This window comes from Streptomyces sp. NPDC050560, assembly GCF_044457285.1.
Taxonomy (GTDB): Bacteria; Actinomycetota; Actinomycetes; order Streptomycetales; family Streptomycetaceae; genus Streptomyces.
Window position 1 is genome coordinate 257,050 of record NZ_JBITGT010000008.1, and the last position, 16,013, is coordinate 273,062.

General features: G+C 74.1%; 12 protein-coding genes. 10 read left to right on the top strand and 2 right to left on the bottom strand.

Annotation, left to right across the window (positions count from 1 at the left end; genetic code table 11):
• The first annotated feature begins 100 nt into the window (after positions 1-100).
• The 10 genes from ACIBIW_RS20470 to ACIBIW_RS20515 all read left to right on the top strand — a co-directional run bounded on the left by ACIBIW_RS20470 (position 101) and on the right by ACIBIW_RS20515 (position 13,865).
• Positions 101-3,397: a tetratricopeptide repeat protein gene (locus ACIBIW_RS20470; RefSeq protein WP_399338072.1), complete on the top strand. Its 3,297-nt coding sequence runs from the start codon at positions 101-103 to the stop codon at positions 3,395-3,397.
• Positions 3,398-3,554: 157 nt separating this feature from the next.
• Entirely contained in the window at positions 3,555-5,078 is a 1,524-nt protein-coding gene (locus ACIBIW_RS20475; RefSeq protein WP_399338074.1) for a sulfatase, read from the top strand.
• Between the two features lie 73 nt (positions 5,079-5,151).
• Positions 5,152-6,087 carry a LysR substrate-binding domain-containing protein gene (locus ACIBIW_RS20480; RefSeq protein WP_399338076.1) on the top strand — a complete coding sequence of 312 codons (936 nt, stop codon included), beginning with the start codon at positions 5,152-5,154 and terminating at the stop codon, positions 6,085-6,087.
• A gap of 54 nt (positions 6,088-6,141) precedes the next feature.
• A complete protein-coding gene (locus ACIBIW_RS20485; protein ID WP_399338078.1) occupies positions 6,142-7,560 on the top strand; it encodes an MmgE/PrpD family protein in 1,419 nt (472 codons plus the stop codon).
• Positions 7,557-8,369, top strand: coding sequence for an MmgE/PrpD family protein (locus tag ACIBIW_RS20490; protein WP_399338080.1), 813 nt, complete (start codon positions 7,557-7,559; stop codon positions 8,367-8,369). Before ACIBIW_RS20485 ends, ACIBIW_RS20490 begins: the two co-directional genes overlap by 4 nt.
• 87 nt (positions 8,370-8,456) lie before the next feature.
• Positions 8,457-8,975 carry a tripartite tricarboxylate transporter TctB family protein gene (locus ACIBIW_RS20495; RefSeq protein WP_399338082.1) on the top strand — a complete coding sequence of 173 codons (519 nt, stop codon included), beginning with the start codon at positions 8,457-8,459 and terminating at the stop codon, positions 8,973-8,975.
• A gap of 106 nt (positions 8,976-9,081) precedes the next feature.
• The gene (locus tag ACIBIW_RS20500) at positions 9,082-10,698 is read left to right on the top strand and encodes a tripartite tricarboxylate transporter permease (RefSeq protein ID WP_399338084.1); all 1,617 of its coding nucleotides are present in this window, start codon (positions 9,082-9,084) and stop codon (positions 10,696-10,698) included.
• Between the two features lie 61 nt (positions 10,699-10,759).
• Positions 10,760-11,752 (top strand): Bug family tripartite tricarboxylate transporter substrate binding protein, encoded by a 993-nt coding sequence (locus tag ACIBIW_RS20505; protein WP_399338086.1) that lies wholly within the window; start codon positions 10,760-10,762, stop codon positions 11,750-11,752.
• Complete coding sequence (locus ACIBIW_RS20510) at positions 11,749-13,170, top strand: MmgE/PrpD family protein (RefSeq protein WP_399338088.1); 1,422 nt, start codon at positions 11,749-11,751, stop codon at positions 13,168-13,170. The genes ACIBIW_RS20505 and ACIBIW_RS20510 overlap by 4 nt, the downstream gene beginning before the upstream one ends.
• On the top strand, positions 13,167-13,865 hold the full coding sequence (locus tag ACIBIW_RS20515; protein ID WP_399338089.1) for an SDR family NAD(P)-dependent oxidoreductase: 699 nt from the start codon (positions 13,167-13,169) through the stop codon (positions 13,863-13,865). Before ACIBIW_RS20510 ends, ACIBIW_RS20515 begins: the two co-directional genes overlap by 4 nt.
• Before the next feature lie 140 nt (positions 13,866-14,005).
• On the opposite strand, the gene ACIBIW_RS20520 is transcribed toward ACIBIW_RS20515, so the two are convergent.
• Positions 14,006-14,644, bottom strand: a complete 639-nt coding sequence (locus ACIBIW_RS20520) for a class II aldolase/adducin family protein (RefSeq protein WP_399338091.1) — start codon at positions 14,642-14,644, stop codon at positions 14,006-14,008.
• Positions 14,641-15,918 (bottom strand): 3-oxo-tetronate kinase, encoded by a 1,278-nt coding sequence (gene otnK, locus ACIBIW_RS20525; RefSeq protein WP_399338093.1) that lies wholly within the window; start codon positions 15,916-15,918, stop codon positions 14,641-14,643. The genes ACIBIW_RS20520 and otnK overlap by 4 nt, the downstream gene beginning before the upstream one ends.
• Between the last annotated feature and the right edge of the window lie 95 nt (positions 15,919-16,013).

A 16,013-nucleotide genomic window follows, 5' to 3' on the forward strand; every position in this document is an offset into this window, starting at 1 on the left:
AGGGGCGGGGATCGGCCAGAATCCGACACCGGGACCGTCGTACGGGGTGGTACGGGATATTGGTGACCCTTCCTTGCGGCGGCCTACAGGAGGATTCCGGATGGCGTCGGACCGTGGACGCGTGTCGCGTGGCGAACTGATCAGACGAAGGGCGCAGGAGCGGTTCGTCGGCAGGCAGGCGCTGGTGGCCGACTTCGCGGGCAGACTGGACGGGGACCCTGAGGACTACGAGGCCCCGTTCCTGTTCCACGTCCACGGCCTTGGCGGGGTGGGCAAGTCGACGCTGCTGCGGCGGTGGTCGGACGTGGCCGGGCGCAAGGGCGCCCTGACTGCGCTCGTGGACGAGAGCGACGTCCACGGGGTGCCGCAGGCCCTGCTGAGGCTCGGCCACCAACTGGCGAGAACCGGACCGCTCAAGGAGTTCGACAAGCAGGTGGAGGTCTACCGCAGGGAGCAGGCCGCGGCCTCCCCGCCGGTGTCCGCGGGTGGCGAGGCGACGCTGCTGGGGCGCGCCGGAGCGCAGGCCGTCACCGGCGCGGCCGCCCTGCTCCCCGGCGGCGGCGTGGTGGGCACGCTGGTGAACCAGGACGCCCTGGCGCAGGGCCTCGACCGGGCGTGGAGCTTCACGGTGGGCCGGGGGCGGCGGGCGCGTGAGGGGGATGTCGCGGGCCTCAGCCGTGCCTTCGTACACGATCTCGACGAGTTGAGCGCGGGCGTGCCGTGGGTGGTGCTGTTCTTCGACACATGGGAGCAGACCGGGCGCTACCTGGGGGAGTGGCTGCGGCACGTCGTCCAGAACGGGTTCGGGGAGTTCCCGCCCAACGTGATCGTGGTGCTTGCGGGTCGTGAGGAACTCTCCGACGCGTGGGGCCCGTTGCAGGGGGCCGTGAAGGACGTGCCGCTTGAGGGGTTCACCCGTGAGGAGACACGGCAGCTCCTGGCGGCGCGTGGGGTGACCGACACGGAGGCCGTCGACGCGGTGCAGGAGCGGTCGATGGGGCTGCCGCTGCTGGTGGAACTCATCGCGCGGGCCCGTCCCGCGAGCGCCGCCGACGTCGACTCGCGGGGGGACGCGGCCGACGCGGCCGTGGAGCGCTTCGTCCGTGGGATCACCGACCGGCAGCAGCGGGAGGCGGTGCTGGCCGGGGCGCTGCCGCCGGAGCTGAACGAGGACGTCTTCGCCGTCGCCGCGCTCGACGAGGAGCACGGGATGTGGGAGTGGCTGTGCGGCCAGCCCTTCGTCAGCGGCAGCGGTGACTTCAAGCGGTACCACGCGGTCGTACGCACCAGCGTCCTGCGCAGGCAGCGTACGCATTCCCCGCTGCGCTGGAGCGCCACGCACAGCCGTCTCGCGGAGGCCCACGGCGCCTGGCGCGCCGAGGTCGAACAGCAGCTCGCCAGGGGGCGCCGCGTCGGCACCGGTGGTGGGGCGGCGGGGCGCGGGCCTGGCGCACGTGGCGACGACGCCCCGTGGGCGGTGATCAAGGAGAGGTGGGCCGACGACCGCTGGCGGCGGCACCGGCTGGCGGAGTCCTACCACCTCCTGTGCGCCTCGCCCGTCGCCGCTCTCCAGGACGTACTGGAGCAGACGGTGCACGCCGCGCGGCAGGAGCCCGCGGTCCTGCGGCAGTGGACCGACACCGTCGGCGAGGCCGCCCGTGACACCGCGGACCCCGAACTCGACCTGTGGGCCGAGCGCCTGGGACCGGCCGCCGGGGAGGGCGACCCGGCCCTCGCCTGTCTGACGGTGCTGCTGACGCACGGCAGGCTGTCGCCCCGGGCGCGGGCCTGGGCGCACACCTACCGCGGCCGGCACCACTCACTCGTCGACGAGGACGAACGCGCCATCGCCGACCTCGACGCGGCGCTTGCCCTCGACCCCGGCAACCTCTACGCACTCGCCATGCGCGGGCAGGCGCACGGTATCGCCGGCCGTCACGGCGACGCCATGGCAGACCTGGACCGGGCCGTGCGCGAGAACCCCGCCGACACCATGGTGCTGTCGCTGCGGGGCGACGAGCACCGGAGCGCGGGCCGCTACGACGAGGCCGTCGCCGACCTCACCAGGGCTCTGGAGATCGACCCCACCGACGCCTGGACCCTGGGCTCGCGCGGGCAGGCGCACCTCGCGGCGGACCGCCTCGACGAGGCCGTCGCCGACTTCACCCTCACCCTCCAACTGGACGCGACCCAGGCATGGGTCTTCTCCTTCCGCGGGCTCGCCCGTGTGCGGCTTCGCCACTACGACGAGGCCGTCGCCGACTTCACCGACGCGCTCCGGTGCGATTCCACGTCCACGACGGCGCTGGCCTTCCGGGGGACACTGCACCGGAGCGCGGGCCGCTACGACGAGGCCGTCGCCGACCTCACCAGGGCCCTGGAGATCGACCCCGACTACACCTTCGCGCTCGTGGAGCGGGGCGCGGCCCACCGGGACACGGGCCGTTTCGACGAGGCGGTCGCCGACCTCACGCACGCCATCGACGTCGACCCCGACTACGTGTACGCCGTCACCACCCGTGGTGACGTCCATCGGCAGGCGGACCGCTATGACGAGGCGGTCGCCGACTTCACCCGGGCCCTGGAGCTGGAACCCGACGACTCCCTCACCCTTGTCCGCCGCGGCCAGGCCCATCGGCTGGCGAACCGTCTGGATGAGGCGGTGGCCGACTTCACGCGCGCTCTGGATCTCGACCCGGAGTACGCCTTCGCCCTCGCCCACCGCGGCGAGACCCGCGGCGCTGCGGGCCGTTACGACGAGGCGGTTGTCGATCTCACGCGTGCTCTGGACCTCGATCCGGAGTACGCCTTCGCTCTTGCCAGCCGTGGTGAGGTGTACCGGCAGACGGGGCGTCATGACGAGGCGGTCGTCGATCTCACGCGGGCCCTGGATCTCGACCCCGAGTACGCCTTCGCCCTCGTGGAGCGCGGTGTGGTTCACCGGCAGGCGGGGCAGCCGGGCCTGGCGCGGCGGGACTTCGAGCGGGCCGCGGCGCTGGCGCCGGACGGCATGAGGCTGCGGTTCGAACTCCTGCTGCTCGACACCCTGGAGTCGGGGCCCGCGGCCGCCGCGGAGGGGTGGTGTGCGTACTTCGGCGCGCTCGAAGCGGAACAGGGGGCGCAGGAGGGGACGGGGGACGCGGACGAGCGGGCGGCCGACGCGCTGTTCCAGGTGCTCTTCCTGGAGCCCGGGGCGGACGTGACGCCGTCCACCGAGGCGCTGCTGGCGGCGGGGCCCGGCCCCGACCTGGTCGCGGATCTGCTGCTCTGCCTGGCCGAGCTGTCGGCCGCCGGTGGGGAGTTGGCCGACCGGGCGCGCCACTGTCGGCGCCTGCTCGCCGACCACGTCGGAGCGGTTGCCGCGGGAGGCGGGGCGGCGGGAGGCGGGGCGGCGTGAGGAGCGGCCCGGCGCGCGGCCGGCGGGACCCGCCGTGGGCCGCCCCGGCGCCCCTCCGCCCGACGCGGGCGCTTCGATCTCCGGCCACAGGAAGGCGGTGTACGGTGCCGCTGCGGGGGCAGGGGGGTCGGGTGTACCGCGATACGGAGGTTCCCGTATGGGCCGTCAGAACCGCGCTCGGCGCGCAGCTCTCTTGCTGGGGGCGGCGGGGCTGCTGCTGGCCTCCTGCACCGGTGGCGGTGGTGACGGTTCACCCGACGAGCCCACCGGCAAGCCCTCGGCACACGGGGACAAGCCCAACATCGTGTACGTGCTCACCGACGACCTGTCCTGGAACCTCGTCAAGTACATGCCCCACGTGCAGAAGATGCGGCAGAACGGGACGACGTTCACCGACTTCTACGTCACCGACTCACTGTGCTGCCCGTCCCGTTCGTCCATCCTGACCGGCGAGTACCCCCACAACACCGGGGTGTTCACGAACACCGGGGACGACGGCGGCTACGGCGCCTTCATGAAGAACGGCGACGAGGACAAGTGCTTCGGGCCCGCGTTGCAGAAGGCGGGCTACAGAACCGGGTTCATGGGCAAGTACCTCAACGGCTACCAGCCAGGCGACACCCAGGGCACGTCCAAGCCCTACGTGCCGCCCGGCTGGGACGAGTGGGACGTCGCGGGCAGCGGGTACGCCGAGTACAACTACAACCTCAACGAGAACGGCAAGGTCGCCCACTACCGCCACCGGCCGCAGGACTACCTGACCGACGTCGTCTCCCACAAGGCGACCTCGTTCGTCGACGCGGCGGCGGACGCCAAGAAGCCGTTCATGCTGGAGCTGGCGACGTTCGCGCCGCACGGCCCCTCCACCCCTGCGCCCCGCGACGTGAAGAGCTTCCCCGGGGTGAAGGCCCCCAGGGAAGCCTCCTTCGACAAGAGCCCCCAGGACGCGCCCGCGTGGCAGCGGGAGTTGAGCCCGCTCGCGCCGAAGGAGAAGAAGGAGATCAACCGGAAGTTCGCGCTGCGGGTGCGGTCGGTGCAGGCGGTCGACCGGATGATCGGCCACCTTGAGGACGAGCTGAAGGCCAAGGGCCTCGCGGACGACACCTACCTCGTCTTCAACTCCGACAACGGCTTCCACATGGGCGAGCACCGGCTGCGGCCCGGCAAGCAGACCGCGTTCGATACGGACATCAACGTGCCGCTGGTGGTCACGGGCCCCGGGGTGCCGGCCGGCAAGCAGGTCTCGCAGCTCGCCGAGAACGTCGACATGAACCCCACCTTCCAGGACCTCGCGGGCCTCGACCCGCCGGCGTCGGCGGACGGGACCAGCCTCACGGGGCTGATGCGGGGCGGCGACGGCGGTGCCGACTGGCGCAAGGCGGTCCTGGTCGAGCACCACCACGCGGCCTCGAAGAAGGGCGATCCGGACGCCGCGCCCAAGAACGCGGGGGACCCGCCGAGTTACGAGGCGCTGCGGACGAAGGACGCGCTCTACGTCGAGTACGCGGACGGTGAACGGGAGTACTACGAGACCGGCTCCGACACCTACGAGATGTACAACCGCTGGTCAGGACTCCCGGCCGACGACCGCGCCAGACTCCACGACACGCTGACGGCGCTCAAGGACTGCAAGGGCGCGGACGAGTGCCGCAAGGCGGCGGCCACCGACGCCTCCGGCTGATCCGGCCACCTGGCAGCCCGGCCCGGCCCCGGCTGCCAGGTCCGGCCCCCGCCCCCCGCCCATAATCAGCAGCATGGACGTGGGAAACGCCGCAGACATCACCTTCGCCGACCTGGAGATGTTCCTGGTCTTCAGCAGGAACGAGCACTTCGGGGAGACCGCCTCCGAGCTGGGGCTCAGTGTGGCCACCGTGCAGCGGGGCATCAGGGCGCTGGAGCGGAAGCTCGGGGTGGCGCTGATCGAGCAGGCGGGGCGGCGGGTGCGGATGCTGCACACCGGGCACGTACTGGTGCGCGAGGCGCAGGCGGTGCTGCGGGCGCGGCTCGACGCGGTGGACACCACCAGGGCCGAGTCGGGGGTGCCGCACCGGCGGCTGCGTATCGCGCACACCTACTCGCTCGGGCTCGGCTTCGTGCCCGACGTCCTCGCCGAGCTGCTCGGCGCGCACCCGGAGCTGAGCTTCCGCTGCTGGCAGAGTTCGGCGACCAACGTGGTCTCCGCGCTGCTGCGCGGCGAGGCCGACGTCGCGTTCACCTCGCTGTCGCCGACCGAGACGGACATCGTGGTGGAGCCGCTCTTCACCGAGGCGCTGCTGCTCACGGTGCCCGCGGGCGACCCCCTCGCGGAGCGCGGAGAGGTGGGGCTCGCGGAGGTGCGCGACCGGCCCTTCATCGCCATGGAGCTGGGTTCGAGCAGCCGTACCCACATGGTGAACGCCTGCGCGAGGGCCGGCTTCGTGCCGCGCATCACCGTCGAGGGCAACGACCTGTTCGTCGTGGAGTCCATGGTGGGCGCGGGCATCGGGGTGTCCGTGGTGCCCGAGGGCATGGACAACCACCAGCACCCCCGGGTGGTACGGCTGCCGATCAGGGACCCCTCGTCGGCCGGGCGCACGATCTTCCTGGCGTACCAGCGCACCAGCGCCGTCCACGAGAGCGTCCGCACCCTGGCGGGGATCGCCAGGGCGCACGGCCGGGAGTTCGGAAAACCATTGCAACCACCGCAATGATTGCAGCGTGCGCTGTCATTGTTTCGGCCATGGTTTGGCCCTTAGTTTCCCGCCATGCCTCAGGGAACCACCTCACGCTCGGCGGCGTACGCCTTCAGCCGCCGACTCCTCGACGCGCACGCCGCGCCGCTGCCCCCCGCGGTGGCGAGCGCGGCGCGCCGCAGTCTCTACAACGTCCTCGGCACCGCGGTGGGCGCCGCCCGCACCCCGGCGGTGGACGCCGCCCTCGCCACGGCGCGGGAACTCGGGGCGGCGGGCGGCGTCGCCGTGCCCGGCCGCCGCGAGACCGTGGACGCGCACTGGGGTGCCGTGATCGCGGGCACCGCCGCGCACTTCGACGACTTCGACGACACCCATCTGGCGACGGTGATCCACCCCGGCGCCGCGACCATGGCCACCGTGCTGGCCCTCTGGCCGGAAATCGACGCTCCCGGCGCCCGCTATCTGTCCGCGTTCGCGCTCGGCTGTGAGACCCAGCTCCGTATCGGCAACGCCGTCTCGCCGAGCCACTACGACCGCGGCTGGCACATCACCGGCACCTGCGGGGTCTTCGGCGCCGCCGCTGCCGCCGCCCTGCTGCTCGGCCTCGACGCCGGGGCCACCGAGGCGGCGCTCGCCCTGGCGGGGGACATGGTCCTCGGGCACCGCGAGGCGTTCGGCTCCATGACCAAGCCGTTCCACCCCGGCAAGGCCGCCGCCAACGGGCTGCTGGCCGCACGGCTCGCCGCCGCCGGGATCGGGGCGCCGCACGATCCGCTCGGCGAGCGCGGCGTCCTGCCCGTGTTCAGCGACGCGCTCGACGGGCACTGGCTCACCGACGGCTTCGACGGGCCCTGGGAGCTGGAGAAGAACGCGTTCAAGCCGTACCCCTGCGGCATCGTGGCGCACCCCGGCATCGACGCCGCCGTCGCCGCGTCGCCCCAGGTCGGCGACCCTGAAGCGATCACCGCCGTGGAACTCGTCTGCCATCCCCTGGTGCCCGAGCTGATGGGCAGGGAGCAGCCGGCGGACGGGCTCCAGGCCAGGTTCAGCGCCCGGCACGCGGTGGCCGTGGGGCTGCTCGACGGGCAGGTCGGGCTGCCGCAGTTCGCCGACGGGCGCGCGGTCGCGCCCGACGCGGTGCGGCTGCGGTCGCTCACCACGCTGCGGCCCAGCGAGGACTGCGCGCGCGACGCCGCCACCATCACCGTCGAGCGCCGCGGCGCGGAACCGGTGACCGTGCACATCCCGCACGCCCGCGGCAGCCTCGAAAGGCCGCTGACCGACGACGAGCTGCACGCCAAGGTGCGCGGCCTGGTGGCGCCGGTGCTCGGCCCCGACGCGGCCGACACCCTCAGGCGCGCGGTGGACGCCCTCGCGGACGCCGCCGACCCCGCGGAGCTGGTCGCGGCCGTCCGCCCGGGGGACACCGCGCCCCCCGCGCACACCCCCGCGCCCGCCGAGCGCGCCGACACCAAGGAGGGCCGGCGTTGAGCGCCACCGAGCAGGCCGTGGACTTCGTCCGTACGGCCAAACCCCCCAAGGAAGCGCTCGAACAGGCCGCCGGGGCGCTGGCCGCCTTCCGCGCCGCCGCTCAGGAGGGCGCCGCCGCCCCCGCCGTACGGGCGCTGCACGAGGCCCTCGCCGGGACCCGCAGGGCGGCGGGCGCCGACCCGACGAGGACCGCGTGGAAGCTGGGCACGGCGGCCGCCGCGGCGCCGGGGTCCGGTCCCGACTGGGCCGCGGTGTGCGCCGCCGCCGTCGCGCTCGCGCCCCGTACCGGGGCGGACGCGGCGCCGCCAACGGGCCAGGGGCCCGGCCCGCGGGACGCGGGGCAGGAGCCGGGCCCCGAGACCTCCGAGACCTCCGAGAATGCCGAGGATTCGGCGGACCCCGAGGAACTGGTGGCCGCCGTCGCCGTCGGCATCGAGGTCGCCCGTGCCACCGCCGCCGCGCTCGGCGCCGCGCACTCCGCGGCGGGCTGGTCGCTCGCCGGGACCGCGGGCACCGTGGGCGCGGGCGCCGCGGCGGGACGCCTGCTCGGGCTCGACGCGGCGCGGCTGCGCCACCTCTTCGGGCTCTGCGCCACCCAGGCCGCCGGGCTCGCCGCCGCCGAGTCCACCCCCGCGGGCGACCTCAGGGCGGGCAAGGCGGCGGCCGACGCGGTTGAGGCCGCGCTGCTCGCCCGGCACGGATTCACCTCGTCGGCGCTGGCCTTCGAGGGCCGCAGGGGCCTGTTCGCACTCATGTCACCCGGCCAGGACACCCCGCCCGACGGGCTCAGGCTCGGCGCCTGCTGGTGACGAACCCGGCAGGGCCCGCGGCGCCGCACGCCCGGGTCCTGCCCCGACAACCGATGACCGCTGTCACCACGGAACACGGAGGGCGCCGTGCGCAAAGCTCAGATCGGGACGGGACTGTGTTCGGCGGCGCTCGGCGCGTTCGCGCTGGTCGAAGGGGCCGACCTGGACATGTTCGGGGAGCACGGAGAGCCGGGCCCCGGCTTCTTCCCCGACCTCTCGGCCGCCGCGCTCCTGGTGCTCGGCGTGCTGCTCGTGGCGGTGAACGTGCTGCACCGCCCCGCCGCCAAGGCGGCCGCAGCGGGCGCCGCGGGGGACCCGGCCGAGGGCGGGGGGGCCGCCGACGCGGGGGACGGCTTCGAGCCGCGCAGGCTGCTGCGCGCCGGCCGGGTATGGGCCGGCTTCACGGCCGCCGTCGCGCTGCTCCAACTGCTCGGCTTCCTCGCCGCGATGGGGCTGCTCGTGGCGTACCTGCTCTTCACCGTCGAGCGGATACGGGTGCTGCGGGCGGTGCTCGCCATCGTCCTCATCCCGCTCGCCGTGTACGGGGTCTTCGCCTACCTGCTGGGCGTCGAACTGCCCACCGGCTCCCTGTTCGGCGATTCATAGCCACGAAGTCGCCGCGCCGCGGCCCCGCGCACCCGGGCCGCGGCCCCACCGCCACGGCGTTTCGGCCCGGGGGGCAACCCCGAAGACCGGAGAAGGAACGAGACACATGGGATCACTCCAGAACCTGTTCGACGGCTTCGGAGCCGCGTTCAGCCCGCTCAACCTGTTCTGGGTGGCGGTCGGCGTGGTGATCGGCACCCTGATCGGCATCCTCCCGGGGCTCGGGCCGCCCGCCACGCTCGCCATCCTGCTGCCGCTCACCACCAGCCTGCCCCCGGCCACGGGGCTGATCCTGATGGCGGGGATCTACCACGGGGCGAAGTTCGCCGGCTCCACCACCGCGATCCTGCTGAACATCCCGACCGAGCCGTCATCCGTCGTGCTCTGTATCGACGGGCACCAGCTCGCGAGAAAGGGGCGGGCCGGTCCCGCCATGGGCATGTCCGCGATCTCCGGGTTCATCGCGAGCACCTTCGGCGTGGTCGCGCTGACCTTCGCGGCGCCGCTGGTGGCGAAGCTCGCGGTGGACTTCGGGCCGCCCGAGTACGCGGCGCTGATGGCGTTCGCGCTGCTGCTGGTCATCATGATGGCGGGCGAGTCGCCGCTGCGGGGCTTCATCTCGATGGCGCTCGGGCTGCTGCTGTCCACCGTCGGCGTGGACATCTTCTCCGGGCAGACCCGCTTCACCTTCGGCAACACGGGCCTCTCCGACGGGATCGAGTTCATCACCCTCAGCGTCGGCCTCTTCGCCGTGGGGGAGGTGCTGATCAACGTCGAGACCAAGATGGGCCGCCCGCTGTTCACCGTCCCCCGCAAGATCCGCGAACTGCTGCCCACCAGGGACGACCTGCGCACCAGCCGCGGCGCGATCGCGCAGGGCTCGCTGCTCGGGTTCATCGTCGGCGCGCTGCCCGGCGGCGGCTCCACGGTGGCCTCGTTCCTCTCCTACACCCTCGCCAAGCGCACCTCGAAGCACCCCGAGCACTTCGGCAAGGGCGCCATCGAGGGCGTCGCGGCCCCCGAGGCGGCCAACAACTCCGAGTCGGGCGGCGCGATGATCCCGCTGCTCAGCCTGGGCCTGCCGGGCACCGCGTCCACCGCGGTCATGCTCGCCGCGCTGCTGCTGTACGGGCTCCAGCCGGGGCCGCTGCTGTTCACCCAGCACCCCGAGATCGGCTGGCCGGTGATCGCCAGCCTCTACATCGGCAACGTGGCGCTGCTGATCCTCAACCTGCCGATGATCCCGATCTGGGTGAAGATCCTGAAGATCCCGTACTGGGTGCTGTATCCGGCGATCCTGGTGCTGGCCGTCGTCGGCGTCTACAGCGTCCGCAGCTCCATGCTCGATGTGTTCATGCTGACCGGGTTCGGGCTGCTCGGCTACGTCTTCAGGAAGGTGGGGGTGCCAGCGGCGCCCATGCTGATGGCGTTCGTGCTCGGCCCGATGGCGGAGAACGCGATCCGGCAGTCGCTGGTGCTCTCCGACAACGACCCGACCATCTTCGTGGAGCGCCCGATCTCGGCGACGGTGCTCGCCATCGCCGCGGTGGTCGTCGTGGGCCTCGTGCTGACGGGCCGCCGCAGGCGGGCCGCCGTGCCGCGGCCCCCGGCGGTCCCCGCCGCGGAGCAGGACGGCGCCGACGGCACGTCCGGCAACCCCGGGGGGCCCGACGCCCCCGACACCGCCCCCACCGGTACCACGGAACCGACCAACGCCCCGTGAGCCCGGGGCCCCGCCCGCCGGACGAGCGGGCGGGGCCCCGGCGGGGAGAGGAGTACACGTCATGCGCAGAGGTACCCGTTGTCTCGCGGTGGCGGCCGCCGCCGCGCTCGCCCTCACGGGCTGCGGGCTGCAACGCGGCGGCATGTCGTCGTCCGGGGTGCCGAACAGGACGGAGGTCGTGGTGCACACGGGCCCCGGCGGCGGCAGCGACGTCTTCGCGCGCCAGGTGGTCAAGCTGATGCAGCAGGACGACCTCATCAAGGACAACTGGCCGGTGCGCAACCAGCCGGAGGGCTCCGGCATCGGCGCCATGTCCTATCTGATCGGCAGGAAGGGCCGGGTGGACAGCATCGCCGCGGTCACCCCGACCTGGCTCGTCACCCCGCTCACCCTGGACGGGGCCTCCGTCTCCGTCGACGAGACCCAGCCCATCGCGGGGGTGCTCACCGAGCCCCAGCTCCTCGCCGTCCCCGCCAAGTCCCCGTACCACGACGCGAAGGACCTGATCGCGGCGGCGAAGAAGCAGCCCGACAAGCTGGTGCAGGTCGGCGGCTCGGTGACGGCCACCGACTCCCTCACCGGCAAGGCCCTCCAGGCCAGGACGGGCACCAAGTGGAAGTACCTCACCTTCAGCGACAGCGGCCAGCGGATCGCGGCGCTGCTGCGCGGCGACGCACAGCTCATGATCGGTGCCACCAACGACTTCTCCGAGCAGGTGAAGGCGGGCCACATCAGGGTCATCGCGGTGGTCGCCACCCAGCGCGTCGCGGCGTTCCCCCAGGTGCCCACGCTGAAGGAGCAGGGCTTCGACACCTCGGGGCTCCCCGAGGAGTTCCGCGGCTTCGTCGGCCCGCCCGACATGCCGAAGAAGGCGCTCGCGTACTACCAGAAGGAGTTCGGCAAGCTCGTGAAGACCAAGCGGTGGAAGGACTACGCGCGGCAGAACGGGGACATCACCCGGTTCCTCGACGCCCCGCAGTTCGAGAAGCTCATCGAGGCGCAGCAGAAGCAGCTCAAGAAGCTCGTCGACGAACTCGGCCTGGTGCAGAAATGACGGCGGAGACACCGGCGGCCCAGGAACAGGCCCGGGAGCAGGCCCAGGCCCAAGCGCAGGCGCAGGCGCCGGGCGCGACCGCGGAACTCGCCGCCTTCACCGCGGGGCTCGCCCTCCCCGCCGTCCCCGGCGCCGTCGTCCACGAGGCCAAGCGCGCCCTCGTCGACTGGCTCGCCGCGGCCTTCGCGGGCGCGGGCGAGCCGCCCACCGACGCGCTCTACCGGGCCTCGGCACGCCTCGCGCCCGGCTCCACCGCGACCGTGGTGGGCCGCCCCGAGCGCGCCACCGCCCCCTACGCCGCCCTGCTCGGCGGCTTCGCCTCGCACCTCCAGGACTACGACGACACGTTCAACCCGGGCGACACCACCGTGCACGGCAGCGCGCCCGTCTGGCCTGTCGTCTTCGCGCTCGGCGAGCAGTACGGCGTCACGGGCGCGGCGGCGCTCGCCGCGTTCGTCGCCGGGTTCGAGACGGAGGCGCGGGTCGGCATCGCCGCGGGCCCCGGGCACTACGAGGTCGGATGGCACGTCACCGGCACCACGGGCCACCTCGGCGCCGCGGCGAGCGGCGCCAGGCTGCTCGGCCTCGCCCCGGAGCAGACCGCGTACGCGCTCGGCTGCGCGGGCACCCAGGCGGCGGGCCTGAAGGAGGTGTACGGCACCGACTGCAAGGCGCTGCACCCGGGCAAGGCGGCGATGGACGGGCTGCTCTCCGCGGTCCTCGCCGACGAGGGCTTCACCTCGGCGTCCACCATCGTCGAGGGCCCCCGCGGCTTCCTCGCCGTCATGGCGCCCGCGCCCACCACCGCGCCCCTCACCGAGGGGCTCGGCACCCGCTGGCACCTCCTCGCGAACGGCTACAAGGCGTACCCCAGCGGCTCGCTGACCCACCCCACCCTGGACGCGGTGCTCGCGCTGCGGGAGCGGTACGGGTTCACGGCGGACGAGGTGGCCTCGGTCGAGGCCCGGGTGCACCCGTACGCGGCGACGGTCACGGGCAAGGTGCGCCCGCGCACCGGCCTCGACGCCAAGTTCAGCCTCACCCACGGCGCCGCGGTCGCGCTCACCGCGGCACGTCCGGGTCTCGGCCACTTCACCGACGCCGGGGCCCTCGACCCCCGTACCGCCGCGGCGGCCGAGCTGGTACGGGTGGTCGCCGACGGGAGCGTCGGCAAGCGGGGCGCCGAGGTGACGGTCACGCTCGCCTCGGGGAAGGTGCTGAAGGAGACCGTCGCCCACAACAAGGGCACCCCGGGCAACCCGATGACCGACGCCGACATCGAGGCCAAGTTCCTGGACGCGGCCGCCCCGCGTCTCGGCGCCGGGCCCGCCCGTGAACTCCTCGCCACCTGCTGGGCGGCCGAGGAGTTGGCGGACTTCGGCGATCTGGTACGGCGCACCGCGGGAGGCACGGCATGACGGGGCACTCGGAGCCGAGACGGGGCGTGGCCGTCGTCACCGGCGCGGGCCGCAACCTCGGCCGGGCGATGGCGCTCGCGCTGGCGGAGTCAGGACACGCGGTGGTCGTCAACACCAGGGCCGACCTGGCGGCGGCCGAGGCGGTGGCGAAGGAGGCCGAGGCGTTCTCGGTGCCCGCGCTCGCGGTGGCCGCCGACGTCACCGACGCGGAGCAGGTGGCGGCGATGATGGCGCGCGCCGCCGCACTCGGCCCGCTGCGCGTCCTGGTGAACAACGCCTCGGTGCGCACCCGGGTCCCGGTCGCGGAGCTGTCCTTCGAGGACTGGCGCCGCGCGCTCGACATCACCCTCGACGGCGCGTTCCGCTGTGTGCGGGCGGCGCTGCCGGAGCTGCGGGCGGCGGGCTGCGGCCGGATCGTCAACGTCATCGGCGGCAACGCCCTGCGCGGCGACCCCCGCAGGGTCCATGTCTCGGCCGCCAAGCACGGCCTCGTCGGCCTGACCCTGTCGCTCGCGGAGGCGTGCGCCCAGGACGGCGTCACGGTGAACGCGGTCTCGCCCGGCCATCTGAACGGCCCCACGGAGGCCGAGACCGCCCGCCGCCGCGCCGAGGTGGCCGCGGCGGTCGCCTTCCTCGCGTCCCCCGCGGGGGCTGGGGTCACGGGCCAGGTCCTCTCGGTGGGGCCTCGGGGCTGAGGCGCCACGGGGCGGGGCGGGGTGCGGCGGGGGCGGATGCCGGGCGGTGTACGCGCCCGGCCCACCTCGCCTCGCCGCGTCCCGCCGCGCTTCGCCGTGCGTCCCGCCTCATCACACGGCGCCCCCGGTTCGCCCCCGGCTCACAGATCCCAGTCGGAGCCGTAGCGCCCGGTCAGCTCCGCTATCTCCGGGGCCGTCAGGAGGCGCCGCTCGCCGTCGGACAGCATGAGCAGGAGCGTGCAGACCTCCTCAAGCTCGATCGCGGCGTCGACCGCCGCCGCCAGGTCCCCGCCGGAGGTGACGGGGCCGTGGTTCGCCAGGAGCACGGCGCGGAACGCCGCGGGCATCGCCTCGATGGCCGCCGCCTGGCCCGGGTCTCCGGGGGCCGCGTAGGGAATGAGCGGTGTCTGCCCCACGCGCATCACGAAGTACGGCGTCAGCGGCGGCACCGCGCTCCCCTGCGACCAGGCGGGACGGCAGCTCACGGCGGTCGCGCTGCGGGAGTGCAGGTGCACGACGGCCGCGGTGTCCCGGGCGCGCCGGTAGAACGCCGTGTGCAGCGGGAACTCCTTCGAGGGCCGCGGACCCGCCAGGTGCCCGCCCTCCAGGTCGAGGACCGTGAGGCCGTCGGGGTCCAGGTCGCCGAGGTCGGAGCCGGTGGGTGTGATCAGCACCCGGTCGGCCACCCGGACGCTGAGGTTGCCGGACGCGCCGGGGCTGAGGCCGAGCCCCCTGAGCCTGGCCCCCGCCCTGACGAGGTCCTGCCGCGGCGTGCTCACGAGAGCGCCCCCCAGGCCGTGGTGAACATGTCGGTGCCGCCGAAGTTCCCGGACTTCAGCGCCAGGTCGACCGGCCGCGCGGCGCCGTCCACGGTCGCCTCGGTGTGCGCCCAGGCGACGCCGGGCGCGAGGGGCGCGCCGATGCGCAGGGCGCGCGCCCCGAGCGCCGTGACGACGGCGCCCGAGGTCTCGCCGCCCGCCACCAGCAGATGGCGGGCGCCCGCCGCGACCAGCGCGGTGGCGCAGCGCGCGAGGGCCGTCTCCACGAGCCGCGCCGTACCGGCGCCGTCGGCGTGGCCCGCGGAGCCGGGCACCGCGGTCTCCTCGGCGGCGGCGTAGACCAGCGGCGGTCTCGTGGGATCGGCACGCCAGCAGTCGGTCACGAAGGCGACGAGACCGGCGACGGCCCCGTCGAGGCCGGCCCGCAGCGCCTCCGGGTCAACCGCGCGGGACGGCAGCAGCCCTCTGGCGTGTCCGACCTGTGCGCGGGTGGCCGCCGACGCGCTGCCGGACAGGATGGCGCCGGGGCCGCGGCCCGCAGAACGGGCGCGCGCGGACCCCTGGCCGCCGCGCGGCCCCGTGAGGCCGAGGGCGAGCCCCGCGGCGCCCGTGACCAGCGGCATGCCCGCGGTGGCCGCGGCGATGGCCCGCAGGTCGTCGTCGGTGGTGGCGTCGACCACGGTGAGGGCGCCGCGGGCCCGCGGTTCGTCCAGCGCGGCGCGGACGGCGTCGGCCCCGGCGCGTACCGTCTCGTGCCGCACCTGGTGCACCGGGCGCACGGTCTGGGGTGCGAGCAGCCGGCCGAGGTGGGAGTCGCGCATCGGGGTGAGCGGGTGGTCGCGCATCGGGCTCTCGTCGAGCAGGTCGTCGTGGACGAAGAGGCGGGCCCGGTAGACGGTGCGGCCGGTGGCGGGGAAGGCGGGCACCACGACGGTGCCTGGCGCGCCGAGTTCGTCGAGCAGCGCGTCGGCGACGGGCCCGATGTTGCCCCGCGGGGTCGAGTCGAAGGTCGAGCAGTACTTGAAGTAGAAGCGCTCGCACCCGGCGGCGCGCAGCGCGCGCAGCGCGGCGACCGAGTCGGCGACGGCCCGCGCGGTGGGCGCGGTGCGCGACTTCAGCGCCACGACGACGGCGTCGGCCCCGGCCACGGCGTCACCGGAACCCCCCTCGGGGACCCCGACCGTGACCACGGTCCTGAAGCCGCGCGTGACGAGCATGGTGGCCAGGTCCGTCGCTCCTGTGAAGTCGTCCGCGATCGCCGCGAGCTGGGGCATGGGTCCTCCTGATCGGTCGCCCGGCGGGTGCGTTCCCTGGGCGGAGAGAGGCTGCCACACCACCCGGATGTGAAACTATGTTAACAGGATTGACG

Bases quoted from the DNA above. Each gene is read 5' to 3' on its own strand.
- ACIBIW_RS20505 (WP_399338086.1), top strand. From the start codon at position 10,760: ATGCGCAGAGGTACCCGTTGTCTCGCGGTGGCGGCCGCCGCCGCGCTC.
- ACIBIW_RS20475 (WP_399338074.1), top strand. From the start codon at position 3,555: ATGGGCCGTCAGAACCGCGCTCGGCGCGCAGCTCTCTTGCTGGGGGCG.
- ACIBIW_RS20515 (WP_399338089.1), top strand. From the start codon at position 13,167: ATGACGGGGCACTCGGAGCCGAGACGGGGCGTGGCCGTCGTCACCGGC.
- ACIBIW_RS20480 (WP_399338076.1), top strand. From the start codon at position 5,152: ATGGACGTGGGAAACGCCGCAGACATCACCTTCGCCGACCTGGAGATG.
- ACIBIW_RS20485 (WP_399338078.1), top strand. From the start codon at position 6,142: ATGCCTCAGGGAACCACCTCACGCTCGGCGGCGTACGCCTTCAGCCGC.
- ACIBIW_RS20510 (WP_399338088.1), top strand. From the start codon at position 11,749: ATGACGGCGGAGACACCGGCGGCCCAGGAACAGGCCCGGGAGCAGGCC.
- ACIBIW_RS20470 (WP_399338072.1), top strand. From the start codon at position 101: ATGGCGTCGGACCGTGGACGCGTGTCGCGTGGCGAACTGATCAGACGA.
- ACIBIW_RS20500 (WP_399338084.1), top strand. From the start codon at position 9,082: ATGGGATCACTCCAGAACCTGTTCGACGGCTTCGGAGCCGCGTTCAGC.
- otnK (WP_399338093.1), bottom strand. From the start codon at position 15,918: ATGCCCCAGCTCGCGGCGATCGCGGACGACTTCACAGGAGCGACGGAC.